The 25,625-nt window shown below is 32.5% G+C and carries 24 protein-coding genes; 10 read left to right on the top strand and 14 right to left on the bottom strand.

Annotated features, from left to right (window positions below):
• The first annotated feature begins 3 nt into the window (after positions 1-3).
• The 4 genes from bamA to murI all read left to right on the top strand — a co-directional run bounded on the left by bamA (position 4) and on the right by murI (position 5,270).
• Positions 4-2,622, top strand: coding sequence for an outer membrane protein assembly factor BamA (bamA, locus tag ACVCZW_RS02425; protein WP_452231175.1), 2,619 nt, complete (start codon positions 4-6; stop codon positions 2,620-2,622).
• Between the two features lie 186 nt (positions 2,623-2,808).
• Entirely contained in the window at positions 2,809-3,831 is a 1,023-nt protein-coding gene (locus ACVCZW_RS02420; RefSeq protein WP_452231000.1) for an OmpH family outer membrane protein, read from the top strand.
• A gap of 30 nt (positions 3,832-3,861) precedes the next feature.
• Positions 3,862-4,371 (top strand): OmpH family outer membrane protein, encoded by a 510-nt coding sequence (locus tag ACVCZW_RS02415; protein WP_452230999.1) that lies wholly within the window; start codon positions 3,862-3,864, stop codon positions 4,369-4,371.
• A gap of 119 nt (positions 4,372-4,490) precedes the next feature.
• Positions 4,491-5,270 (top strand): glutamate racemase, encoded by a 780-nt coding sequence (gene murI, locus ACVCZW_RS02410; RefSeq protein ID WP_452231562.1) that lies wholly within the window; start codon positions 4,491-4,493, stop codon positions 5,268-5,270.
• Between the two features lie 342 nt (positions 5,271-5,612).
• On the opposite strand, the gene ACVCZW_RS02405 is transcribed toward murI, so the two are convergent.
• The 3 genes from ACVCZW_RS02405 to ACVCZW_RS02395 form a co-directional block, all read right to left on the bottom strand.
• On the bottom strand, positions 5,613-6,125 hold the full coding sequence (locus tag ACVCZW_RS02405; protein WP_452231561.1) for a gamma carbonic anhydrase family protein: 513 nt from the start codon (positions 6,123-6,125) through the stop codon (positions 5,613-5,615).
• Between the two features lie 250 nt (positions 6,126-6,375).
• Complete coding sequence (locus tag ACVCZW_RS02400; RefSeq protein ID WP_452230996.1) at positions 6,376-7,110, bottom strand: LytR/AlgR family response regulator transcription factor; 735 nt, start codon at positions 7,108-7,110, stop codon at positions 6,376-6,378.
• Between the two features lie 153 nt (positions 7,111-7,263).
• Positions 7,264-9,438, bottom strand: coding sequence for a histidine kinase (locus tag ACVCZW_RS02395; RefSeq protein WP_452231560.1), 2,175 nt, complete (start codon positions 9,436-9,438; stop codon positions 7,264-7,266).
• A gap of 205 nt (positions 9,439-9,643) precedes the next feature.
• On the opposite strand from ACVCZW_RS02395, the gene ACVCZW_RS02390 reads away from it, so the two are divergent.
• Positions 9,644-10,660: an SIMPL domain-containing protein gene (locus tag ACVCZW_RS02390; protein ID WP_452231559.1), complete on the top strand. Its 1,017-nt coding sequence runs from the start codon at positions 9,644-9,646 to the stop codon at positions 10,658-10,660.
• A 15-nt stretch (positions 10,661-10,675) separates the two neighbouring features.
• Complete coding sequence (locus ACVCZW_RS02385) at positions 10,676-11,833, top strand: vWA domain-containing protein (RefSeq protein WP_452231558.1); 1,158 nt, start codon at positions 10,676-10,678, stop codon at positions 11,831-11,833.
• A 78-nt stretch (positions 11,834-11,911) separates the two neighbouring features.
• On the opposite strand, the gene ACVCZW_RS02380 is transcribed toward ACVCZW_RS02385, so the two are convergent.
• A complete protein-coding gene (locus ACVCZW_RS02380) occupies positions 11,912-12,913 on the bottom strand; it encodes a PorP/SprF family type IX secretion system membrane protein (RefSeq protein ID WP_452230992.1) in 1,002 nt (333 codons plus the stop codon).
• Between the two features lie 244 nt (positions 12,914-13,157).
• Here ACVCZW_RS02380 and ACVCZW_RS02375 point away from each other — a divergent pair, with 244 nt between their 5' ends.
• The 4 genes from ACVCZW_RS02375 to ACVCZW_RS02360 all read left to right on the top strand — a co-directional run bounded on the left by ACVCZW_RS02375 (position 13,158) and on the right by ACVCZW_RS02360 (position 15,788).
• Positions 13,158-14,060, top strand: coding sequence for a NifU family protein (locus tag ACVCZW_RS02375; RefSeq protein WP_452230991.1), 903 nt, complete (start codon positions 13,158-13,160; stop codon positions 14,058-14,060).
• A gap of 128 nt (positions 14,061-14,188) precedes the next feature.
• Positions 14,189-14,389, top strand: a complete 201-nt coding sequence (locus tag ACVCZW_RS02370; protein ID WP_055443742.1) for a dodecin family protein — start codon at positions 14,189-14,191, stop codon at positions 14,387-14,389.
• A 106-nt stretch (positions 14,390-14,495) separates the two neighbouring features.
• Complete coding sequence (locus ACVCZW_RS02365) at positions 14,496-14,855, top strand: DUF1304 domain-containing protein (RefSeq protein ID WP_452230990.1); 360 nt, start codon at positions 14,496-14,498, stop codon at positions 14,853-14,855.
• A gap of 120 nt (positions 14,856-14,975) precedes the next feature.
• Positions 14,976-15,788, top strand: coding sequence for a mechanosensitive ion channel family protein (locus ACVCZW_RS02360; RefSeq protein ID WP_452230989.1), 813 nt, complete (start codon positions 14,976-14,978; stop codon positions 15,786-15,788).
• Between the two features lie 82 nt (positions 15,789-15,870).
• Here the strand turns inward: ACVCZW_RS02360 and tsaB are convergent, their stop codons facing one another.
• From tsaB to ACVCZW_RS02310, 10 genes are all read right to left on the bottom strand, one after another.
• Complete coding sequence (tsaB, locus tag ACVCZW_RS02355; RefSeq protein WP_452230988.1) at positions 15,871-16,548, bottom strand: tRNA (adenosine(37)-N6)-threonylcarbamoyltransferase complex dimerization subunit type 1 TsaB; 678 nt, start codon at positions 16,546-16,548, stop codon at positions 15,871-15,873.
• Between the two features lie 8 nt (positions 16,549-16,556).
• Entirely contained in the window at positions 16,557-17,846 is a 1,290-nt protein-coding gene (locus tag ACVCZW_RS02350) for an efflux RND transporter periplasmic adaptor subunit (RefSeq protein WP_452230987.1), read from the bottom strand.
• Positions 17,847-17,851: 5 nt separating this feature from the next.
• Complete coding sequence (locus tag ACVCZW_RS02345; RefSeq protein ID WP_452230986.1) at positions 17,852-19,294, bottom strand: TolC family protein; 1,443 nt, start codon at positions 19,292-19,294, stop codon at positions 17,852-17,854.
• Positions 19,295-19,344: 50 nt separating this feature from the next.
• The gene (locus tag ACVCZW_RS02340; protein WP_452231557.1) at positions 19,345-20,508 is read right to left on the bottom strand and encodes an efflux RND transporter periplasmic adaptor subunit; all 1,164 of its coding nucleotides are present in this window, start codon (positions 20,506-20,508) and stop codon (positions 19,345-19,347) included.
• A 107-nt stretch (positions 20,509-20,615) separates the two neighbouring features.
• On the bottom strand, positions 20,616-21,872 hold the full coding sequence (locus tag ACVCZW_RS02335) for an ABC transporter permease (RefSeq protein ID WP_452230984.1): 1,257 nt from the start codon (positions 21,870-21,872) through the stop codon (positions 20,616-20,618).
• Position 21,873: 1 nt separating this feature from the next.
• Positions 21,874-23,118, bottom strand: a complete 1,245-nt coding sequence (locus ACVCZW_RS02330; protein WP_452230983.1) for an ABC transporter permease — start codon at positions 23,116-23,118, stop codon at positions 21,874-21,876.
• A complete protein-coding gene (locus ACVCZW_RS02325) occupies positions 23,111-23,812 on the bottom strand; it encodes an ABC transporter ATP-binding protein (protein WP_452230982.1) in 702 nt (233 codons plus the stop codon). Before ACVCZW_RS02325 ends, ACVCZW_RS02330 begins: the two co-directional genes overlap by 8 nt.
• Before the next feature lie 136 nt (positions 23,813-23,948).
• Positions 23,949-24,170, bottom strand: coding sequence for a hypothetical protein (locus tag ACVCZW_RS02320; RefSeq protein ID WP_452230981.1), 222 nt, complete (start codon positions 24,168-24,170; stop codon positions 23,949-23,951).
• Positions 24,171-24,218: 48 nt separating this feature from the next.
• Positions 24,219-24,746: a DUF420 domain-containing protein gene (locus ACVCZW_RS02315; RefSeq protein ID WP_452230980.1), complete on the bottom strand. Its 528-nt coding sequence runs from the start codon at positions 24,744-24,746 to the stop codon at positions 24,219-24,221.
• Between the two features lie 96 nt (positions 24,747-24,842).
• A complete protein-coding gene (locus ACVCZW_RS02310; RefSeq protein ID WP_452230979.1) occupies positions 24,843-25,592 on the bottom strand; it encodes an SCO family protein in 750 nt (249 codons plus the stop codon).
• Positions 25,593-25,625: the final 33 nt, after the last annotated feature.

The following is a 25,625-nucleotide window of genomic DNA, read 5'->3' as shown; positions in this document are numbered from 1 at the left end:
TTAATGCCTTTAAAAGCAATTACTAAACATTTTTTAGCGCTAACAGTAACCATATTTAGTTTAAGCACATTTGCTCAAGAAACTACATTTACAAAAGGCAATAAATATACTATTGCAGAAATTACCGTAAATGGTAATACTTCCTTTAGTGAACAAACCATTATTACCTATTCTGGATTAAGAAAAGGAAGTGAAGTGCAAATCCCTGGGGAAGACATAAGTAGTGCCATAAAAAAACTATGGAACTCTAATCTTTTTAACGATATAGATATCTACCTATTAAAAATAGAAGACAACAGTGCTTATTTAGAAATAAGACTATCGGATTTACCAGAGCTTAATGATATTAAAATTACTGGAGTAAAAAAAGGTAAAAAAGAAACTATAATTAAAGAAAACAAACTTCAAAAAGGAGTTAAGGTTACAGAAAACTTAGTAACTACAACAAAAAACTATCTACAAAACAAGTACAAAAAAGATGGATTTTATAACGCTAAAGCGCATATTAATACGGTAGAAGCGGAAGCAACAGATTCTATAAATAAAGCTAAAGTCAATATGGTTTTAGCAATAGATAAAGGTAAAAAGGTAAAAGTAAAAGAGATTGTATACACAGGGAACTCTGTTTTAAAAGAAAGCAAGCTTCGTAATGCGATGAAGAACACTAAAGAAAGAAACTACTTTAGAGTATGGAAGCGTTCCAAATACATAGAAGAAGACTACAAAGCCGATTTAACAAGTTTAATAAACAAGTATAAAGAAAACGGTTATAGAGATGCCAGAGTGTTATCAGATAGCTTAATAATAAATAATGATAATACAGTAACTTTAAATATTAACCTAGAAGAAGGAGAAAAATATAGCTTTGGTGATATTTCTTTTATTGGTAACACGGTATATACAGACGAACAATTAAAAAGAGTTTTACGTGTAAATAAAGGCGAAACTTATAATGGTGTCTTATTACAAGAACGAATTGCAGATAACTCAAAACCAGATGCAGACGATTTAACTAATCTATATCAAAATTTTGGTTATTTATTTTCTACTATAAACCCAGTAGAAGTGAATGCCGAAGGGAATGTTATTGATATGGAAATTAGAATTTCTGAAGGAAAGCCTACCTATTTCAATAGTGTAACCGTACATGGTAATGAAGTTACCAACGATAAGATAATTTACCGTGAGCTTCGTACAAGACCAGGACAATTATATAGTAAATCCAATGTGGTACGTACGATTAGAGAATTAAGTCAATTAGGATTTTTCGATGCGGAGCAAATTAGTACAGACTTTAAAAACCCGAATCCTAATGAAGGAACTATCGATTTACAATATGGTGTTGTAGAAACAGGATCTAGCCAAATAGAACTACAAGGTGGTTATGGTGGAGGAGGTTTTATTGGAACTTTAGGTTTATCCTTTAATAACTTTTCTATTAAAAATATTCTAAACAAAAAAGCATACAAACCTGTACCTCGTGGTGATGGCCAAAAACTAGCACTTCGTTTACAAGCAAGTAAATTTTACCAAACCTATAGCTTCTCTTTTACAGAGCCATGGTTAGGTGGTAAAAAGCCAGTTCAGTTTTCTACATCTATTTCTCACTCGAAGCAGTTTTTATATGATTCAAGTACTGGAAATGCAGATAAAGACAAACGTTTTAACATTACAGGTTTATCTGTTGGTTTAGCAAAAAGACTTTCTGTCCCAGATGATTACTTTACCCTTTCTCAAGCGGTAAGTTACCAACATTACGACCTAAAAAACTATAACACTGGTTTATTTACTTTTGGTGATGGTTACTCTAATAACTTGGCATACACTATTGGTTTAAGTAGAAACAACACCTATAACGATCCCGTTTTCCCAACAGGTGGTTCTAATTTCAACGTAAGTGCAAAACTATCGATACCTTACTCTTTACTTAATAGTGTTGATTATGGTGCGCTAGCAGAAGAAAGAGATGCAGAGGAAGAAATTTACAATTCTACGGATGGTACTTATACCGATGTACAAAGAACAGATGCCTATACAAGAATGGGTGAAATTGACCAAGAACGTTACAAATGGTTAGAATTTTACAAAATAAAATTTAAAGCAGATTGGTATACTAAAGTGGTAGGAAAATTAGTATTACGTCCTAGTTTAGAATTTGGTTTCTTAGGTGCATATAACAATGATAGAGGTGTTATTCCTTTCGAACGTTTCTTCGTTGGTGGTGATGGTTTAGGAAGTTATAGTTTAGATGGTAGAGAGTCTGTTGCATTACGTGGTTACGAAAACCAATCTATACAACCATTAGATGATAATGGCTTAGTAACAAATGATGGTGGTTCTATCTACAATAAATTCTCATTAGAGTTGCGTTACCCAATCACATTAAAACCATCTGCAAAAATTTATATGCTAGGTTTTCTTGAAGGTGGTGTCTCTTATAATGACTTTAAAGACTACAATCCTTTTGATCTTAAAAGGTCTGCTGGTTTAGGTTTACGTTTATTTATGCCTGCTTTTGGTTTATTAGGAATTGATTTCGGTTACGGATTTGATACCGTTCCAGGTCAAGGGAATCAAGTAAGTGGATGGCAAACACACTTTATAATTGGACAACAATTTTAATTATAAAAAATTTTGGCACGATATTTTCTATTAACATTTTGATTATTTAAAAGAAGAATTAAAATTTTTAAAGTTAAAATTCGTTAATTTTGAAAAGCTTAATTCTAAAAGTGACAGAAACCCATAAATAATCATCTGTCCTTTTTTAGAATTTATAAGGCCTATAAATTATAAAATATAAAACAGATGAAATTAAAAGTTCTTTTTTTACTGGCAATTGTATTCATGCTTAGCATATCTACTACTCAAGCACAACGAGGTGTACGAATAGGTTATATTGACACGGAGTACATTTTAGAAAACATACCAGAATACCAAGAAGCAACAACGCAATTGGAAGGTAAAGTTCAAAAATGGAAAACGGAAATAGATTCTCGTTTAGGTGTAATTGAGCAAAAACGAAAAGATTTAAGTAATGAGAAAACACTTTTAACTAGTGAACTTGTTAAAGAACGTGAAGAAGATATTAATTTTGAAGAACTTGAAATATTAGAATACCAACAGAATAGATTTGGTCCTACTGGAGATTTAATGATTCAGAAAAGACAATTAATTCAACCCATACAAGATCAAATATTTGCGGCAGTGCAAGATATAGCAACCACTAAAAAGTTTGATTTTATATTTGATAAGTCCGCAGATGTAGTAATGTTGTATTCTGCAGATAGGTTTGATATTAGCGAACAAGTGATACGAGCAATTGTACGTACCTCTAAACGAGATCAAGCAAATTCTAAGAAAGAAAGAAAAAATGCTAAAGACGAAGAAGTTGTACCTGAAGTAAACGAAACATTAGATGCTAGAAAACAAGCATTAGAAGATAAAAAAGCAACTCGTGCTGCAGAGGCAGAACAACGTAGAAAAGAAATACTAGAAGCTCGTGAAGCTAAAAAAGAAGCAGCACAAAAAAGAAGAGATAGTATTGTTGAAGCTAGAAAACAATTAAAAGAAGGCACGGTTAGTGAAACAAATGATGCTGGGGATGACAATGAAGAAATAGAAGAATCGGATAGTAAAAACGATACAAAAACAACAGATAGTAACGAAGATACAACAAGAGAAGAAGCTGCTGCCAAAAAATTAAGTGAAAGAGAAGCACGTAAACAAGCACTAGAAGAAAGAAAAAAGAAAATATTAGAAGCGCGTAAAAAAGCAAAAGAAGAACGCGAAAACAATAATGCCAACGACGGCGAAGAAGAAGATAATTAACAATTCATAACACACATTAAACTATTACAAATGAAAAAAATTAAAACCCTTTTATTAGCAGCAACATTATTTATTGCAGGAACTAGCTTTATGCAAGCACAAACTAAAGTTGCACATATAAACACACAAGATCTTATTGCGGCTATGCCTGCAATGAAAACTGCGCAAGGTGAAATGGACAAATTAGGTAAAACCTATGAAGCAGATATTAAAGCAATGGCTACAGAGTACCAAAGCAAAATGAAATTATACGATGCAGAAGCTTCTACTAAAACCGCGGAAGAAAACCAAAAACGTATGGTAGAGGTGCAAACAATGCAACAAAACATACAACAATACCAAGGGCAAGCGCAAAAAGACATGCAAGAGAAAGAATTAGCTTTATTAAAGCCAATTACTGAAAAAGCAAAAGCGGCTATATTAAAAGTAGCTAGAGCACAAGGTTTTGCTTATGTGTTAGATTCTACTCAAGGTGGTGGAGTTATCATGGCAGATGGTAAAGACTTACTTGCAGATGTTAAAAAAGAATTAGGATTCTAATATACATTTACAATAACTTAAAAAAAAGCTACCTTATAAAAGGTGGCTTTTTTTATTTATAACGCTTTCCTAAAAATGAATATTATTTATTTACTTTTATAATCCACATAAATATGTCTATGAGTAAGCAACCTATTGGTATTTTTGATTCTGGTGTTGGCGGTACTTCTATATGGAGAGCGCTTAATGCTTTACTTCCGCATGAGCATACTATTTATTTAGCAGATAGTAAATATGCACCTTATGGAAATAAAAGTAAAGAAGAGATCATTACATTGAGTAAAAAAAACACCGAACTATTGCTCAACAAAGGATGCAAACTTATTGTTGTCGCTTGTAATACGGCAACTACAAACGCCATTGACCATCTACGCGAAAATTATAACGTGCCTTTTATTGGAATCGAACCAGCCATTAAACCCGCTGCCTTAAATACCAAAACAAAAGCGATTGGTATTCTTGCAACTAAAGGAACCTTATCTAGCGAGTTGTTTCATAAAACAACGGATTTATTCACCAATGGAATTCAGGTTATAGAGCAAGTTGGAGAAGGTATTGTTTCTTTAATTGAAAATGGCAATGTTGGGTCTACAGAAATGAAAGCCCTTTTGCAATTGTACTTAAAACCGATGCTGGATGCCAATATAGATTACCTGGTTTTGGGTTGCACACATTATCCGTATTTGATTCCGCAGTTATTAGAGATATTACCAAGTCATGTTAAGATAATCGATTCTGGCGAAGCGGTGGCGAAACAAACGAAAGCCGTTTTAAGACAACATGATCTTTTAAATAATACCACTAATAAACCTAGTTTACAATTTTATTCTAACGCAAACCCTAAAGTGATGTCGCAACTTTTAGGTGAAGATTTTACTGGCACATATTTAGATTTTTAAAATTCTTGGTACTTTTCATTTATAGGAAGGAATGTATTTAAGACTTTGTTTTTCCTATGGAATAATCTTTTAAAATCACACTTTCAAACGCTCCGAATTTCCATATCTAGGAAATCCTCTTATCTTAAATTTAAGAGAGGCACAAGCACCAATAATACGTTCATTAAATATGGAAGCTCTATCTGCGTTAGCGATTGTAGTGGCATCCTTTTTTACGTCAGTTCGCGTGATGCGACAAAGGAGCATTGTATCGAGAACACGAAAAAAAGATATAACGGAAAGCGCGACCCTTGTGGTAACGCCATAATTACTATTTTTAATCTGCTCTCCCTTGTTATTTTATTATTTAAACCAACTGGAATATTTCACATAGTTTTCGGCAATGCGATTAATTTCACCATGAATTAACTCTTCGCTAATGTCTTTGACTTTCTTGGCTGGAACACCTGCGTAAATACTTCCTGCTTCTACTCTAGTGTTTGCTGTAACCACCGCTCCTGCTGCGACTATACTATTGCTTTCTATCACGCAATCGTCCATTACAATGCTTCCCATACCTATTAAAACATTATCGTGAATCGTGCAACCATGGACGATGGCATTATGACCAATAGATACGTTATTACCGATAGTTGTTGGGGATTTTTGGTACGTTGCGTGGATTACTGCGCCGTCTTGTATGTTTACCTTATTTCCCATTTTAATAAAGTGTACGTCACCGCGAATTACGGCGTTAAACCAAACGCTACATTGGCTACCAAAGCTTACTTCGCCAACTATAGTTGCGTTTTCTGCTACATAGCAGTCTTCTGGTATTTGTGGATGTTTGTTGTTTACGGATTTGATTACTGGCATATTATTTTAGTTTAAAAAAAGGAATCTCATGAGTTAATTTCAGGAGTTCCTTCTTGGTTCTTTTTTATTTTTAGTTTGAGATTCCTCGACTGCGCTCGGAATGACATGCATTCAAATTTAAATATTTTAAACCTTGTTGGCTTTGTTCTTTACTGTTGAAAAATTTCTTGCTTCGCTCGAACGCTTTAGATTTTCTTAAACTAAAAACAGTTTCATTCTTTTTAGGAGATTCCTGCCTAACGCAGGAATACTATTTAAAATACGATAGCAAATCAGATTTTCTAGATGCCGAAACCAAGATTTCTTTTCCGCTACTTAATACTACGTGTCCTCCTTTTCCTTTTACATATTTAGTAATTTCGTTTACGTTTACTAAATAGCTTTTGTGCACTCTGGCAAAACCAGATCCTTGTAAGGCTTCTTCAAAATATTTTAAGGTTTTGCTTACTAGCTTCTTTTTATTGGTGCTTAAATATATCTCGGTATAATTATCATCTGCTTTGCAATACAAGATGTTTGCCGTTTCTAAAACTTCAAAACCATCTTGTTGCGGAATGGTAATTTTTCCGTGTACTGTATTTGTTTTCGGGACTAGAATGGCATCTTGTAAAGCGTCTTCTTTGGTTTTAATTTCTACTACATAATCTACTGCTTTAATGAGTTCATCTATCGATATTGGTTTCATTAAATAATAGCTTGCGTGTGCATTTAAAGCATCTATTGCATAATGATTATATGCGGTTACAAAAACGGTTTCAAAAGTTCTGTCGCCCACTTTATCTAGCAAATCGAATGCATTTCCATAAGGCATTTCTACATCTAAAAAAACAAGATCTAAATCGTTGTTTCGTATTAACACCAGGGCTTCTTCTACATTTGCAGCTTCCCCAAGAATGTTGACATTAGGACAGTATTTAGCAAGATAGTTTGTTAAAATATCCCTACTCGTTTTTTCATCTTCTACTATAATAGCGTTTAGTTTCATGTTCACTTCCTGCGAAGGCAGGAATCTTATTAAGGTTATTTCTATTTTTTATTTGCGTGCTTAAACTTTAGAATTATCAAAACAGCATACCGCATATAATAAACAGATTGCTTGATTTTATTCGCTATTATATTAAGCAATAATGATTAATCTCTAATCTTTTTTTAGAGTTACCTCTACTCTAGTTCCTTTGTCGCCTTCGACTTGATAATCCGCAATAAAAACAGCTACTTTATCTTTATACATTTCGTTTAAAATAGCAACACGTTTTTTAATATTGTTCATTCCTTGCGAGTTTTGCTTTTTTTGATTTTCGGTTTTTAAGCTTTTCGACTTTTCTCTTCCTATGCCGTCATCTAAAATTGCAATGGTAATTTCATCGGGACTCCTTTGAGATATATTAATTTCAAGCTTTCCTTTTTCTTCTTTATAGCGTAAGCCATGCCATACTGCATTTTCTATGTACGGTTGTAAAAGCATTGGTGGGATTTGAAACTCGTTAATAGCAACGTTTTCATCTACGGTTATACTATAATCAAACTTATCTTTAAATCTAAAATGCTCTAATTGCGTGTAAAGTTCTAATAGATCTACTTCTTTTTGAAGCGGAATAAAATCCTGCTCGCTATTTTCTAATACTGCGCGCATGAGTTGCGAGAAATCGGAAAGATATCTATTTGCTGTACGTTCATCATTGGATGCTATAAAACTATTTACCGAGTTTAATGCATTAAAAATAAAATGCGGATTCATTTGACTTCGTAGCGATTTTAAAGCCAGCAGATTGTTAGCAAATTTTTGTTGCTTGATATATTTATACATTAAATACGCCGCAACTAATAACAAAATTACACCTCCAAAAAGAGAGTAAATGACCAGTTTTTGTCGTTTACTTTGTTCTATAGAAAGTTGGTAATTACTCTGTGTTAATGCGCGATCACTTTCTAAACTGGTAATTCTGTTTTGTTTTTCGGTAATGTTTTTATTAAATCTGGCAGCTTGTGTAATTTCCTGTTCCATTTTAACATATAAAGCATCTACCGTTTCTTGGTATGTTTTATACGCTTCTAATGCATCCACAGAATTACCAGCGTCTCTATAGGTTTCAGACAGTTTACGTACCGCATCCTTTTTTACCAATAAATCTTCTTTATTATCCGCTTCGGCGATGCTTTTCTCTAAATAAGGAACCGCATTTACATAATCTTTTTGTTGGTAATATGCATTTCCAATTTTATAGTTTTGCTTTTGTAAGGTTAATGCGCTTTCATTATCTATTAAAGTATCGGTTTCTAACTCTGAAATTTCTTCTATAGCTTCTTTACGTAACTGTATTTCATCTTCATAAGCCATATTATCATTCTGAAAATCGGCAACTTTAACTTTCTCTTCTACGGCTCTTTTTTTATTCTCTTGCGAAGCTAAGTCCAATGAATTTTTAAAATAAGTATTTGCTTCCGTTAACTTTCCACTTTCATTATATGCTTCCCCAATTTTTGAATTTAAGTCCGTAATTTTTGGTTTAATAAGATGTTTTTCTGCTATTGCTAGTCCTTTTTTATAACTTGAAATTGCAGTATCTAATTGTACAATCTTTTTGTACACATCTCCTAAACCTTCATAATAAACCGTTTTTTGATAGTTAGAAAGACCATTGTTATTTATGTTTTGATACGTTTGCAAGCTTTCTTGGTAGTCTTTATTTTTATAATATGCTTTTGCTAACTTTAAAGCTACTTCGTTTAAGGTATTATTCTGAAGGCTAATTTTGCAATTTGAAATCGCTAAATCATACTGTTTCCAATGCATATATACATCTGCAAGAATCTCATACGCTTCGGCATTTTGTTTGGTAGAATTACTTTGGGATAATGCTTCGGTAATAAACTGAATACTTTTTTCCGCATCCGTTTTTAGATAAGCATCTGCAGAATCTAGGATACTATTAAAGGGTTTAATAGCAGTTTTTCGTTTGTAAATCCCTTGTTCATCTTCAGCAGTAGGTTTTACTTCGACTGTAATTCTATCCTCATTTTTTACCGTGTAATAAACGGTTTTAATTCCCTTATGCGAAATGATTAACTCATCTCCTTTTTTGGCTTGAATTCTAAAATCTCCCGAAAGATTGGTAGTTGTATATGCGCCTCCATTTACAGAAATTTGCACATTAGTAATTGGTTTTAGCGTTTCGCTTTCTACTACAGAACCTCTAATCACAAAGCTAGCTACCTCTTTATTTCCCTTTATTTCCGCATTTTGTTGCGCAAAAAAGCCGTCTGTTAAAAACAGAAATAATAAGAGGAGAAGATGTTTTAGTATGTATTTCATTTGGTATTGTTACAAAGTATAAACTTACACACTTTAATTTACACTTAAAAACTACAACACCTGTCTTTTTGGTTTTTTTACCCTTAAAAAGTTGCGTTCCCTAATTATAAAAAAGGCTTTACGCATGCATATAGCCATTTCACGCATTGGCGCTTTTTCTTTAAAAACTTTGGTGCTAAGTTTACTAAGAATTTAAAAACAACCCATGAAAAAGCACATACTTACCACCCTAATTATTTTATACACGATTTCCAACTTTGCGCAAATAAAAGGAAATGCCATTTCAATCTCTAGACAAAACATTGCATCTAAAGACTTAGGAAATGGGTATGTCTACGGAAATAATAGCAATTCATTTCAACACCAAAACGTAATACCAAATCCAACCATAACTTTAGATGTAAAAGCTTTAAGCAATATGGTTGCGAGTTCCTACACGGCGGTTTTCAACATTACACAAATAGGAGAAACCTCAGAAGAAACCAATAACTTAATAAAAGAACGAACCCAAAAACTAAGAAATGATTTAGCTTCAAAAGGTATTTCTACAAACGATTTTGTTATCGACGTAATCTCTTTTGTTCCTGTTTACGAAACAATTGTGGAGAAAAAATTATTCAGCAAAACCTATGTCGAAGTACCAAAAGGATTTGAATTACAGCAAAATATTCATATTAAGTTTACTAAAGTCGAGCAATTTGAAAACATTCTGGCGGCTTGTGCAAACAACGAAATCTACAATCTGGTTAAAGTCGATTACTTTATAGATAACCTTCAGGAAGCATATAAAAACCTTCGTATAGAAATTTTAAAAGAATTAAAAGAAAAACAAGAATTCTACAAAAACTTGGGCTTCGACTTAACGCTATACACGCCAATTATTGCAGACAATAAGTATTGTTATTTCCCAAGAGATTTTTATAAAAACTACCAAGCTTTTAATAGTATTTCTATGGAAGCTCTAAAGAAAAACCGAGGTGTTTTTCAGGTAAAAAAACAAACGTCTTATTATTATGATCCTATTTCTTATAGTCATTACGATGTGGTTATAAACCCTTCTATTGTAGAACCGGTTATACAAATAGGAATGGAAATTAAACTACAATATACTCCAAAACCAAAAGAAGAAAAACCAACTGAAAAGGAAGTGATAAAAAACAAATATTACATCATTTCTCCAGACGGAAGCATTGATATAAAAGAAATAAAAACAACAGAATAATTAAAAACAAAAACTATGAAAACAGTATTTAAAATGAGTTTACTAGCATTCTTTTTTGTTAGTCTAACCGCATGCCAAGCGAAAGAAAAAAAACAACAAACAGCATTGGCTGTACATCAACCAGCAAAAAATAAGCCAAACAAACAATTTATTAAAGTGGCATTATTATTAGATACTAGTAATAGTATGGACGGATTAATAGATCAAGCAAAAGCACAACTCTGGGAAATTGTAAATGAACTTTCGTATGCGAAATGTGATGATGCCAAGCCAAATCTTCAAATTGCATTGTATGAATATGGCAATGACAATTTAAATGGAAACGAAGGCTTTATTCGTCAGGTATTAGCTTTTAGTCAAGATTTAGATGAAATATCTAAGGAACTGTTTTCACTAACAACAAGAGGCGGCAATGAGTTTTGTGGTCAGGTTATTAAAACTTCTATGGATCAATTGCAATGGGGAACCAATCCAGACGACTTAAAACTAATTTTTATTGCCGGCAATGAGCCTTTTACGCAAGGAAGCGTAAGTTATAAAGACGCTAGTGCATTAGCAAAAATTAAAGATGTTACCGTAAATACTATTTTTTGCGGAGATTACAACCAAGGTATTTCTAGCTACTGGAAAGATGGAGCAGATTTAACACATGGTAATTATATGGCAATAAATCATAATCAAGCAACCGTACATGTAGCTTCGCCTTATGATGATACCATTTTACAATTAAACAGTAAGCTAAACGCAACCTATGTTGCTTATGGAAGCTCTGGGAAAGACAAAATGCAAAATCAAGCAGAGCAAGATAATAATGCACAAGGTTATAGTGAAGCAAATGCGGTGAGTAGAGCGGTGAGTAAAAGTTCACATTTGTATAAAAATGCTTCTTGGGATTTAATTGATGCTAGCGAAGACGAATCTTTTACCTATGAAACATTAAAAGAAAGCGAATTACCGACAGCACTTAAAGGTAAAACCAAAGCAGAAATGAAAAGCTATTTAGATACCAAACGAAAAGAGCGTGAAGTAATACAAACCCAAATTCAAGATTTAAACTTAAAACGTAAGCAACATCTTGTAAAGCAACAAAAAGGTAAAAATGACAATTTAGAAAACGCGATGCTTGGTGCGATTAAAACACAAGCGAAAATGAAAAATTATAAATGGGAATAGTTATCTAAAAGAAATCCAATAAAAAAGCCTTCACAAATTATGAAGGCTTTTTTATTATTATAATTATTATAAATTTCATTAGTTAATTGCAGGACAATTACAATGGTATCGCTCTTTTCTACAGTTAAAGTTTAATCCAAGTGTTATTTGATGAAAACCAGCATTGTTAAACACTACAGAATTTGCTTGATATGCATAGGTATATGCAAACATAAAGTTATTATAGTTAACACCTAATATTGGTGAAATGTATTGTAATTTTTGGCTATTTATACTACTACCATCTATATACTCCGCACCATCTAAACTACGTCTGTATGATAATCCGGCCCAAACTTGACCAAAGTCCATTTTCTTATATGCTTTAAGATTCAAATCAAAAGAAGCCTCTTTTGTTCCATCTTTATATTGAAACAAGATAGAAGGTTCATAAGACCAATCACTACCAAACTTACCAAAACCATAACCAGCAGAAAGCAAATAACGTCTTAGGTTACTTGTAATTTCAATATCATTATTAATCCCTTTATTATTCAACATATTCTTTACTGTTGCATGTGCATAGAAATTATATAAGTTATAAGAAAAACCAAAATCCATATTAAAATTAGTCGAGCTTTGCTCTATTCCTGCAATAATAGGATCAAAAGGCTCATTTAAGAAAGCAGTTTCATCTAATTTATATTGTATCATTCCTATACTTAACCCAAAAGAAAGCTGATTTAAATCTACTTCACTTCTAGAAAACATTAAATGGTGTGCATATGTTAAATACATACCGTTTTGAGAATGGTACCCATTTTTATCTGAATATACAATAGCTCCAATACCAGATTGTGTTTCACCAATTCTGCTGTTTACACTTACAGTAGCTAGTTGTGGCGCATCATCCTGGCCAAACCATTGTTGTCTACCTGTAATTCTTAACTTCGCACAATTTGCAGCTCCAGCCATTGAAGGATGGATTAAATAGTAGTTATCGGTTAAGTAATCTGTGTAAATAGGGAGTCCTTCTTGAGCGTTTACAAACTGTGTGCAAAACACTACAACAGCTAAAAGGTATAACTTTTTTAAATTCATAGTTTTGGTTTTCAAGGCAAATTGGTTAAAAGTGCACTTTCTTACATGTGTTACAACTTAATATTTTAAATTAAATTATATTATTAGTCACCAAATATATAAAAATTAGTCTTTATAAATAAAGTAATAAAAGTTAAAGATTTAAGTTCTTTGTCGTAAACCCATAATAACTCGCATAAGAAAAGCTAAATATATAGATAACTGTTGAGTTCTTTTAGTATTTTTGCAAAAAAAATAATAGACAATGAATACGTTTAAAGTCTCTATACAAGAAACCAACAATCCAACTATAATTAAGTTTGAGTTAAACCAATTTGTAACCAAGCACCAAAGCTTTGAGTTTAACAACATTGACGAGGCAAAAAACTCTCCTTTAGCACAACAATTATTCTACCTCCCTTTTGTAAAAAAGGTATATATTACTAGTAATTTTATTGCTGTAGAGCGTTTTAATATTGTAGAATGGAAAGATGTACAAGCCGAAGTTGCAGAACAAATAGAAAGTTATTTAAATAATGATGGCGTTGTAGTAGAAGAAGAAGCAACACCAAAAAAAGTTCCAGTAACGGTTTATGCAGAAAGCACTCCTAATCCTTCTGTTATAAAATTTGTAGCGAACAAAAAATTAGTTGCTGCTACTTTTGAATTTACTTCTATTGATGAAGCAAAATCTTCTCCTCTAGCTTCCGAATTATTTCACTTTCCTTTTGTGAAAAGTGTTTTTCTCGATGAAAATTATGTTTCTATTACCAAGTATGAAGTTGCAGAATGGAACGATATCACCATGGAGCTTCGTGAGTTTATTAGAACATTTATTGAAAACGGAAAAGAAGTAGTGATTGCTAATGCACCAGAAGTAGTAAAAAAATCTACGGAAGCGTTAGATAAAACTTATGAAAATCTAGACGATACCTCTAAAGAAATTATAAATATCTTAGAAGAATATGTAAAGCCAGCTGTTGCTAGTGATGGTGGAAACATTCAGTTTGAATCTTATGATCCAACGACCAAAACAGTAAAAGTTATCTTACAAGGTGCTTGTAGTGGTTGCCCATCTTCTACGTATACTTTAAAAAGTGGTATTGAAAATATGCTTCGAGAAATGATGAAAGGTAGAGTCGAGATTGTGGAAGCTATAAATGGTTAAAAGGCCTTTTATCTGTTAAAATCGTATTTTATCTAATAGTTCGATCTATATGAATTACATTTTACTTTTACTGTAATTATTTGTAAATTTAGGTTTCAAACAATGTTTAACTTAAAACAATACATATTATGGCAATAATGAAAGTAATTGAAGTATTAGCAAATTCTGACAAAAGTTGGGAAGATGCAACAAAGAAAGCAGTAAAACATGCTTCTAAAAGTGTAAAAAACATTAAATCTGTTTTTGTACAATCGCAAAGTGCAGTGGTTAATGATGATGAAGTTACCGAGTTTAGAGTAAACTTAAAATTAACTTTTGAAGTAAAATAAACTTCAAAAAGTATATACATTAAAAAGCGTTCTATAAATAGAACGCTTTTTTTATGTTTTAAATTCGCTAACTTTGATTCCTACTTCTTTAAAAGAATAATTACATATGAAAATTTTAGCAACCGTATTAGTAGCCTTTGTAGCTTTTGAACATTTTTACTTTTTAGCATTAGAAATGTTTTTATGGACCACACCAAAAGTGATAAAAACCTTTGGTATAGAGAGCGCTGCATTTGCTGAAAAGACTAAAGTATTAGCAGCTAATCAAGGTTTATATAACGGTTTTTTAGCAGCAGGTCTAGTTTTTGGGTTATTGTTTAACAACACAAGCATGGTACTATTTTTATTAAGTTGCATTGTCATTGCTGGAATTTACGGAGCGTATTCTACAAAAAAAATCAGATTGTTCTACTTTCAATCGGTTCCCGCAATGTTAGCATTAGTATCTGTCTTATTCTTTTTTTAATTACATCGATGAAATCAGAAGTTCAAAGAATACCTTTTTAAATAGTATTTGTTTAACACTACTCTTTAATTAAGTACTTATTTTTACAAAAAAAATATTAATTAATCACAAAATAAAATTATGGAAATACAAAAATGGACAGACATGGGCATAGAGTTCTTAAGTACCTATGGTATTAAAGTTCTTGGAGCTATTGCAATATGGATTATTGGTTCTTGGGTTATTAAAAAAATAATGAAGGCCGTTAGTAAAATAATGGATAAAAGAGACTATGATGAAAGTCTTAAAAAATTCCTATTAAACTTAATTGGTTGGATTTTAAAAATACTATTAGTAATAACTATTCTTGGTAATTTAGGTGTAGAAACTACTTCTTTCGCTGCTCTTTTAGCCGCTGCTGGTCTAGCTATCGGTATGGCTTTACAAGGATCACTTGGTAATTTTGCTGGTGGTGTTTTACTTATGATTTTTAAACCTATAAAAATTGGTGATTTAATTGAAGCACAAGGCGAAGTTGGTGTTGTAAAAGAAATTGAAATTTTTACTACTAAATTAACCGGACTTTCTAATCGTGAAATTATTATTCCTAATGGATCTTTATCTAACGGAAACATTATAAATTATAGTACCGAAGGAACCCGTCGTGTAGATTTAACTTTTGGTGTTGGTTATGATTCTGATATCAAAAAAACAAAAGAAGTTTTAATGCAAGTTTTAACTGCTAATCCAAAAGTACTTAAAGACCCTGCTCCTACTGTAAATGTTTCCGAGCTGGCAGATAGTTCTATAAATTTTGCTGTAAGACCTTGGTGTAAAGCAGAAGATTATTGGGCTGTTTACTTTGAAACAACAGAAAATGTTAAAGAAGCTCTTGATGCTGCTGGAATAGAAATTCCGTATCCACATCAAGTAGAAATACACAAGGAATCTTAATAGCTTTTTTGTTATTCTAAAAAGAAAAACCTTTCTACTTTAAAAGTGGAAAGGTTTTTTTATGTTTTATACTTTTTATGTTTTATACTTTAGGCTTCGGTTTTAAAGCCACAAAATCTTTTAAATAATAGGGTTCAAAATAAGCGACATTTTCTAAATCGTTTTTTTCGTACTTGTTATTTGCAATCACAGACATTTCATTTGCTGATGGTAATTTATCATCGATAAAAACAGCGTTTTCATGTGTAATTAGCGTTTTGGTTTTTTCTACTCCATTACCAATAAAATAGACTTTTCCTTTTTCTAAATAACTTGCAAAAGCATGTTCGTCTAAAATCTGAGCTTCAATTTCTCTCACGGTATTAAAACTAGCGTCAAATACCGCAGAATAGACCTCCATACGCCTTGCATCTAGCATAGGTACAATTAGTCCGTCATCGGCCTTAACTTGTCTAGCAAGCGCTTCTAATGTAGAAACCGAAATTAAAGGTTTATCCAATGCAAAACACAGTCCTTTTGCTGCCGAAACACCAATACGTAATCCGGTATAAGATCCAGGACCTTTGCTTACCGCTATAGCATCTAGGTCGGTAGGATTTATGTTATTCTGTTTTAACAAGTCGTCAATATACAGATGCAAACGTTCTGCATGCGAATACTGTTTACTGTTATCTTCTTGTAAAGCAAAAGTCTCTCCTTCTTTAGAAAGAGAGACCGAGCAGTTTGTTGTTGCTGTTTCTATGTTAAGTATTATAGCCAAAATATCTTTTAATCTTCTTCGTTTTTATCTTTAGAGATTACCTTTTTGATTTCTACATCATCTCCATTTTTCAACGATTTGGTTACCGTGTTATATGGTCCTGTAATAATTTCATCGTCTTCTTGTAAGCCTTCTAAAATTTCAATATTAGAATTATCTTGAACACCCGTTTTTACTACTCGGAGTTTCGCTTTGCTTCCATCTTTAATAAAAACGCATTCAAACTTCTCTTCGCTTTCGCTTTGCATAGCATCTTTTTTAACCGCTTTTTTAGTGGTAGAGGTATCTGTTTTAATTACAATAGCACTAATTGGCACACCAACTACGTTTTCGCGTTTATTGGTAATAATATCTACAGTAGCTGTCATTCCTGGTCTAAAAGGAGAATAACTTTCGTCTTTTCCTACTAATAAGTCTTTGTAGGATTCTTCAATAATTCTAACTTTCACTTTAAAGTTGGTTACTTGGTCTGCTGTTAAAACACCATCAGCAGAGTTTGCAATTTCTGTAACCAAGCCTTTAAATTGCTTTTTTAAATACGCATCTACTTCCACAATTGTAGAATCCCCAATATTTACTTTTACAATATCATTCTCGTTAACGTCTACTTCCACTTCCATATTCGTCAAGTTGGCAACACGCATAATTTCGGTTCCTGCCATTTGTTGTGTACCTACAACACGTTCTCCTAATTCTACATCTAGTTTAGAAATAGTTCCAGACATTGGTGCATAAATATTCGTTCTGTTTAAGTTATCACGAGCTTCATTTACTGTAGCGGCAGAACTTTGTACATTATAATATGCAGATTGCTTGCTTGCTTGTGCAATTTCATAAGAAGAAATTACTTTATCCCAATCTGCTTTAGAGATAATACCTTTATCAAATAGTTGTTGATTTCTATCGTAATTAGACTTTGCTTCTTTAAGAGAAGCTTCTGCTTGATTTAAACCAGAACGCACATTTTGTAAAGATGCTTGTGTTCTATTTAAACTAGATTGATAAATATCTGGATTTACACGAACTAATAAATCTCCTTTTTCAACTTGTTGCCCTTCTACAATAGGAAGTTCAATAATTTCACCAGATACTTCACTAGAAAGTTTAACTTCTATTTCTGGTTGAATTTTTCCGGTAGCAGAAACAGTTTCAATAATATCAATTTTAGAAATATTTTTGGTTTCTACTTCTTTAAAATTACCTTGTTTACCATACCATCCTGCTTTTTTTCCTCCAATTAAAAGGGCTAGTAATGCAATTACTACAATTACAATAATGGTTACTGTTTTCTTACTCATGGTTGTTAGTTTAATGCTGTAATAGGAATTCCGAAATAGAATTCTAATACTTTAAGTTTAAATATATAATCGTATTTGGTTCTTACTACTTCACTTTCTGCATTTTCCAATCTGTTTTTAGATTGGCTAAAATCGAAAGCATTTAACATACCAACATTATATCTTTCTTGCGAATAATTAAATGCTTCTCTTCTTGCATCTTCTGTCTTTAAAGCTGCTTCATATGCTTTTAAACTTCCTTTTGCATCATTATATGCTTGATAAACGTTCGTTTCTAAATCTAGATTTGCTTGTTTTAATTGATACTTTGTACTCTCTAAATTTATTTTACTTCTACTGATATTATTTTTAACTGCAAAGCCATTAAAGATAGGAATACTTAATTGCACTCCAAAATTATGACCATCATTAGCGCTAAACTGATCAAAGATTGGATCTGGACCGCCTAATACTGGATTAAGATTAGGAGAGGTATTAAATACAGATTGCCCTGTACCTTCTACAAAACCAATTTGCGTAGTTGTTGATGGATTACTAGCATCTACACTAAAACCAGTTACCTGATCACTATATGATGCTCTAGTACTATAACTATAGAAACCTGAAAGTGTAGGTTGTAGCGCTCCTTTTGCTATTTTAAGATTGTATGCTGCAATTTCACTATTGTTTTCCGCAATTTTAATATCATAACGTGCTTCTTTAGCTTTTGCTATAATAGTCTTAGGAGACTCGTTTAAAATTGTAGTTGGAGGTACTTCATAGGCATTATCTACAATATCAAAAGTTTCATAATCTTCTAATAAAAGCAATTGTGCCAAACTTATTTTAGATAATGAAATTGCATTTTCTGCCACTACCACTTGTTGTTCTTGCGTTGCTATTGTAGCTTGAATTTCTAACAAATCTCCTCTTGGTAAAGAACCTGCTTCTACTAAATCATTAGTACGTTGTAATTCTTGTTGGGTGATTATTTGTTGTGCTTGCAATACTTTTAGTTGTTCCTTATTAAATAGTATTTGAAGAAAAGCATTCGCTATGTTTAGCGACATGTTATCTTTTATATTATCTAATTGGTATTGACCAGCTAATATTTCAAGATTAGAACGTCTTAATTCATTGAAGTTTCTTAACCCTTTATAAATATCCACACTAGAATTTAATCCTAACGAGCTAAATTGCGTGGTTTGGTTTTCAAGTAAACCTGTTGTTATGTTTTGGTTTAAACCAATATTCCAGGAATGCGAACCAGAACCATTGATACTTGGCAAAAAATTACCAAAAGCATCTTTTTTATTAATCTCCGCATTTTGTAAATCTAACTCACTTTGCTTTACAGAGATATTGTTATCTAACGCATAAGTTACACACTCTTGAAGCGTCCATAGTTTTTCTTGGGCTTGTGTTAAAATGCTTAAAAAAGCAAACACTATAAAAATAAGTTTTTTCATAATTAAAGTATAAGTCTATATAAATGTAAATGTGTTACAGTTATTTTAAATTAATTCTCTTGTGCGTATTTAGGAGTACCTTGTACTTGATTCCAAACCTTTATTTTATCTTCCTTAGAAACGCCACTTTTTACTTCTACAAAAATACCATCGCTAATACCTAGCACAACATCTCTCTTCTCAAAAGTTTGATCGCTAGATTCTATTTCTACAAAAGGCTTTTTTGTTTCCTCATCATATTGCACTAATGCTTCTTTTATAGCTAGTACATTTTCCGCTTTTTCTAAAATAATAGATGCATTCGCACTTAAGCCAGCTCTAATAAAAATAGAATCTATTTTTTGAAGCGTTCCTTTTATTTCAAATTGAATGGCTCCATTTTCGGCAACTCCTTTTGGCGCTATATAATCTAAAACAGCGTCAAATTTTGTATCTTCAATTGCTCCAACTGTGATTTCTAAAGGTAAACCTTCTTTTATTTTACCAACCTCACTTTCATCTACTTTACCTTCAAAAATCATTTTCTTCACATCGGCAAGTGATGCAATAGAAGTCCCTTCATTAAAGTTATTTGCTTCAATTACTTGGTTCCCTTCTTTTACAGGAACATCTAAAACCATTCCTGAAACCGTAGCTCTTACTTGTGTTTGCGCAATATTCCCTAAACCAGAAGTAGTTCCCGTTTTTACAATATCGTAATTTTGCCTTGCAGTATTCACATTAATTCTTGCTTGCTCCACACTTTGTTTTGCTTGCAAATAGGTATTATTAATAGCTTCAAAATCATTAGCAGAAATAACACCTTTATCAAACAATGCCTTTTGGCGATTATAACTTGCTTCTTGGGTTTGTAGGTTTATTTGCGAAGTTTGTAATGCTGTTTGATTAATAGCAATACTACCTTTTGCATTGGTTAAAGAAGACACATTAGGAATTACTCTAATTTTAGCAATTAAATCTCCTGCTTTAACATATTCACCAGCTTCGATAAATATTTCTTCTACTACTCCAGAAATATTCGATTTAATTAAAACTTCATCTTTTGGGACAATACTTCCAGTTGCTACCGTTTTTACGGTTATCGTTTGTTCACTAGCAGTATCTGTGGTATAAGTAACTGGATCTTCTTGATTTTTTTGCCATAAATAATATAGCGATGCCCCAAAAACAGCAATAATAATTGCTAGTACGATTATAGTTTTGGTTCTTTTCATGAGTTTTAATTTATTGTTTTTTGATTGTAACGTATACCATCCTTCGTATTCATTCTGGATGATTTTTTAATTATTTGATTTCTTATTTTTTCTTTACGGAATACCTTTTACTCCATTCGTAAAGCGTCTACTGGTTTCATTTTTGTTGCGCTATTTGCTGGAATTAGCCCTGCTAATAAACCGGAAATTACTAATATAAATAATGCTATAAATATTACCGACATACTTACACTCGGATTTGCAAAGTTATCTACTGGACCACTTTGATCTAGAATATAATTCATTATAAAAATCACAAAGGCTGCAAAAGAAATACCTACCATTCCCGAAATAATAGTCAACAATAAACTTTCCTGTAATACTTGTGATTTGATAGTCCAAGGTGAAGCACCTAAAGCACGTCTTACTCCAATTTCTCTTGTGCGTTCTTTAACAACAATAAGCATGATATTACTAATACCAATGATTCCGGACATTAATACCAAAGCACCAACAAAATAGCCTACAAATCCTAGTATAGAAAACAGACCGTTAACACGACCAAATGCTTCCGATAAATCGAAATTACCAATAGCACGTTCATCCTCGGGATGTACTTTGTGGCTCGCTCGCATTAATTCTAAAATCTTCGCTTTTACAGAAGTTACACTAGTACCATCTTTTGCCGTAATTGCCATCCAACCTACACTATCACCCCTATTAAAAGCTTGTCCGAAAGTAGTAAAAGGCATAAAAATAGTATTTGCATCTTCTTCTTGATCGCCACTATTGGAAGCTTTAAAAGTTCCTATAACTAAAAAGTTTACGCCATTCACTTTAACATAAGTACCAAGTGCATCTTCGCCTTTATCATACATAGCCTTCACTACATCTTCGCCAATAACGCATACTTTACGTTTGCTATCTATATCTGAATAACTTATAAAACGACCTTGAAGAATATCCATAGGTTGTTGTTTTATATATTCGGGATAGTCACCATAAATAGTAAACGCTCCTGTTTTTGTTCCTCTAACCACATTATTTGCACCATTATAACCACCTAATTGGTGTCTAGGAGAAACATATCGCAATGCAGGTATTTCACGTTTCAGTGTTTCTACATCTTCTAATTTAAAATTAAAACGTCTCCCTTTTGGTAAACCTTTATACGTTTTGGTGGTACTTTGCGTCCACATAAACATGGAGTTTGTGGCAAAGTTTCCAAAATCTGCAGTTACCCCATTTCTCAAACCATTTGTTAATGCCAGAAGTAGCACTAGAATGGTAATTCCCCAAAACACACCAAAAGCAGTCAAAAAAGTTCTAAACTTATTTGCTGTAAGTGCTTGTAATATTTCGTCCCAACGATCTCTGCTAAACATATTATTCGTCTCTAAGTGCTACAATTGGTCTAATTTTAGCGGCTCTATATGCTGGAATAAATCCTGCTAAAGCACCTGCAAATACTAAAATAAAAACGGTTGCTATTGCGGTATTAAAATCTACTTGTGGATATTTTATAAAATCACTTTCTATGAGTGGGCCCACTAGTTCTAGTAAACCTAAACCAAGAATAAGTCCGAATAAACCAGAAAACATAGTTACAAAAACAGACTCTTGCAAGATCATACCTACAATAGACCAAGGTTGTGCTCCAAGTGCTTTACGTATACCAATTTCTTTGGTGCGTTCTTTTACTATAATAAGCATGATATTACCAACACCAACTACTCCGGCTATAATAGTACCAATACCTACAAACCAAAAAACAGCTGCAATGGTGTCTATCAATGAGAATATTTTTTTTGCTTCTTCTAGTGTATTGTTTACTCTTACTGCATTTGTATCGTCTGGAGCAACAGTTTGTCTTAGCTTTATTTCGTTTTCTATAGCAGCAGAAATAGCTTGCGATTCTGCAACTGCTTGATCAAAGTCATCCGCCATTTTTAACGTAAACTTCATGTTACGAATATTGTCTGCACCATTAAAAGCTAATTGCGCTGTCGATAATGGTAGAAAAACTTTACTTTCATCACGTTCTCCTCCTGGATCATAAAAAACGCCAACTACTTTAAAGCTAATACCATAAAGGGATATATTTTTATTAATAGGGTCTTCGCCTTTAAATAAGTCTTGACTGACTTTATTACCAATGACTGCTACTTTTTTAGAGCCATCTACATCTGCAATATTGATAAAGCGTCCTTGGCTTACATCTGCATTTTCAATGAATTGATTTCCTGGTAAAATTCCTTGAATTCTATAATTTCCAGATTCCTTTTTGTAGTTTACTAATCCACCCCAAATAGTATAGAAAGAAGATTCATGTTCTATATTATCTGTATATTTATTGGATATGGCATTAAAATCAGCATTTTTTAATTGAATACGTCTTCCAGGATTTAGCCCTTTGTATTCTTTAGTAGTTGTTCCTGCCCAAATACTCACCAAATTGGTTGCATCTCTTGAAAACTGAGACCGAACACCATTTTGAATTCCGGTACTAAAACCTAAAAGTATTACTAATATAAAAATACCAGAAGCCACAGAAAGCCCTGTTAAAAAAGTACGAAGCTTGTTTTTACTTAAGGTATCAAATATTTCTTGCCAACGTTCTAGATCAAACATGTGCTGAAGCTCTTACCTGTTCTACTTTACTATCGTCTATAATTAAACCATCTTTTAGGTTTACAATACGCTTTGTCATTTGTGCAATATCTGGCTCATGCGTAACGATAAGTATGGTTTTTCCTTCGTCATTAATCCCTTGAATAAGATCCATCACCTCATATGAAGTTTTAGTATCTAATGCACCTGTTGGCTCATCTGCTAATAAAACTTTAGGATCACTTGCTAATGCTCTTGCTATGGCAACACGTTGTTTTTGACCACCAGAAAGTTCACTTGGTAAATGGTGAGACCATTCAGCCAAACCTACTTTTTCTAAATAGTGCATTGCTTTTTCAGCTCTTTCTTTACGTTTTACACCTTGGTAGTATAAAGGTAATGCAACGTTATCTAATGCAGATTTGTAGTTTATTAAATTGAAGGATTGAAAGATGAATCCTAAAAACTTATTTCTATAGTTTGCTGCTATTTTTTCATTCAGATTTTTGATTGGAACATTACCTAATGTGTAAGATCCTTCGTCTGCTTCATCTAGCATACCTAAAATATTAAGTAAGGTAGATTTTCCAGATCCTGAAGACCCCATTATAGAGACAAGTTCTCCTTCTTTCACACTAAAATTAATACCTTTTAAAACGTGAAGAGAATTACTCCCCATATGATAAGACTTGTGTAAATCTTTGATTTCTATCATGATGATTGATTGATGATTGATTAGCACTACAATATTACATAAACCTTGAAATGATTTATCCTAACAAACTGTTAAGAAATAATAATGCTATAGTAGTAAGACTGCTAAAAGAAAGAAATGTTACAGAAAAACAAAATTAATCGGTTTTTGTAGTAGAAAATTTTCGGTAGATAAAAAAAGCGATACCACCAACCATGATATATGGAATAGCCATAAGATAAACAATACCATCATTTACACCTTCAGCGGTTACTAAACCATCTTCGCTTTCTAAAACTGCTCTACACATGGCACATTGCGCGTTTGTCTCTAGAAAAAAGAGAACAGAGAAAATAAAAAAGAATACTTTTTGTTTCATAACTATTGTAATAAAAGCTGCTTCATCAAACCAAACGGAACAACCAATTTAAATATAATAAGGTGAAATCATAAGATACACAATAACTCCTGTAACGGCAACATATAACCATAATGGAAAAGTGATACGTGCTATTTTTTTATGTCTTTCAAAATTTTTGGTAATTGCTCTAACAAAAGTAATTAACACAAAAGGAATGATAATAATGGATAATAAAATGTGCGTAATAAGTATAAAGTAATACACATATTTAATGATTCCTTCCCCTCCAAATTTAGTGGAATCACTAGTCATATGATATGCGACATACAGCACTAAAAACACTGCAGAACACATTACAGCGGTGGTCATTAGATTTTCATGAAGGACAATGTTTTTCTTTTTAATAGCTAAAAATGCAGCCACTAAAATCACTGCAGTGAATCCGTTTATTGTAGCATAAATAGGAGGTAAAAAGGATAACGGCTCTACATTTGGTATTTTAACACCAAATAGAATGGCAACTACAATAGGAATTGCAATGGATAGAACAACGATCCACTTATTATACTTTTTTTCGTTTTCTATATTTTCCATAATTTCTTCTCGATACCATTTATCATTCTTGGAAACCAGTGGTTTCTCGATACAATTTAAGCGCTCTTCACAAAACACTTGAAGTTGGGTTAATTATTACTCGCTTAGTAGTTTATTGATATCTTCTTTAAGCATTGTTATTTGTTGCGCTTGACCATCATCATCTACTCCTTCTTCTTCAGAGATCATACCGTTATAATAAATAACAGGATTCCCGTTTACTATTCTAGAACGAATAAAACCATTTTTATCTACTAGCGCAAAGTTCCCTGAATGCTCAAAACCTCCTTCCGCTTCTTCCTCTTCTGCGGTGTATAAATTAAAACCTTGGTTCGCTAGTTTATAGATTGCTTCTTGATCTCCTGTCATTAAATGCCAATTCGGATTAGTCATTTTATATTTTTCGGCATACGCCTTTAATACTTCTTGTGTATCATGTGCGGGATTAATTGTAAATGAGGCTACACCAAAGTTTCTATTATCTGGAAACGTATTTTGAATCTCTACCAAGTTACTACTCATTCTAGGACAAATAGTAGGACAGGTTGTGAAGAAAAACTCAATAACGTACACTTTACCAAGATAATCTTCATTGGTAATCATTTTACCATCTTGATTTGCAAAACTAAAGCTAGGTACTTTTTTTGCTTCTCCATTTATTTCTAGAAAAGCTAAATCTGACGTTCGCATCGTTCGATCTTCATTAGACACACTAACACTTCTGCTTTCTTCTCTAGTGATGTCATTACTTGTCACTCTATCTACTATTTTAGGAATAAAAATAATTCCGAAAACTAAAACAGTTAATGCGATACCTATATATGAATAATTTGATTTTTTGCTCATGTTCTTTTTTTATATAAGACCTGCAAAGTTTTA

It is taken from the genome of Lacinutrix sp. MEBiC02595 (assembly GCF_053601555.1).
The sequence above is the reverse complement of the archived record's forward strand: the minus strand, read 5'-3'. Positions and strand labels throughout refer to the sequence as shown.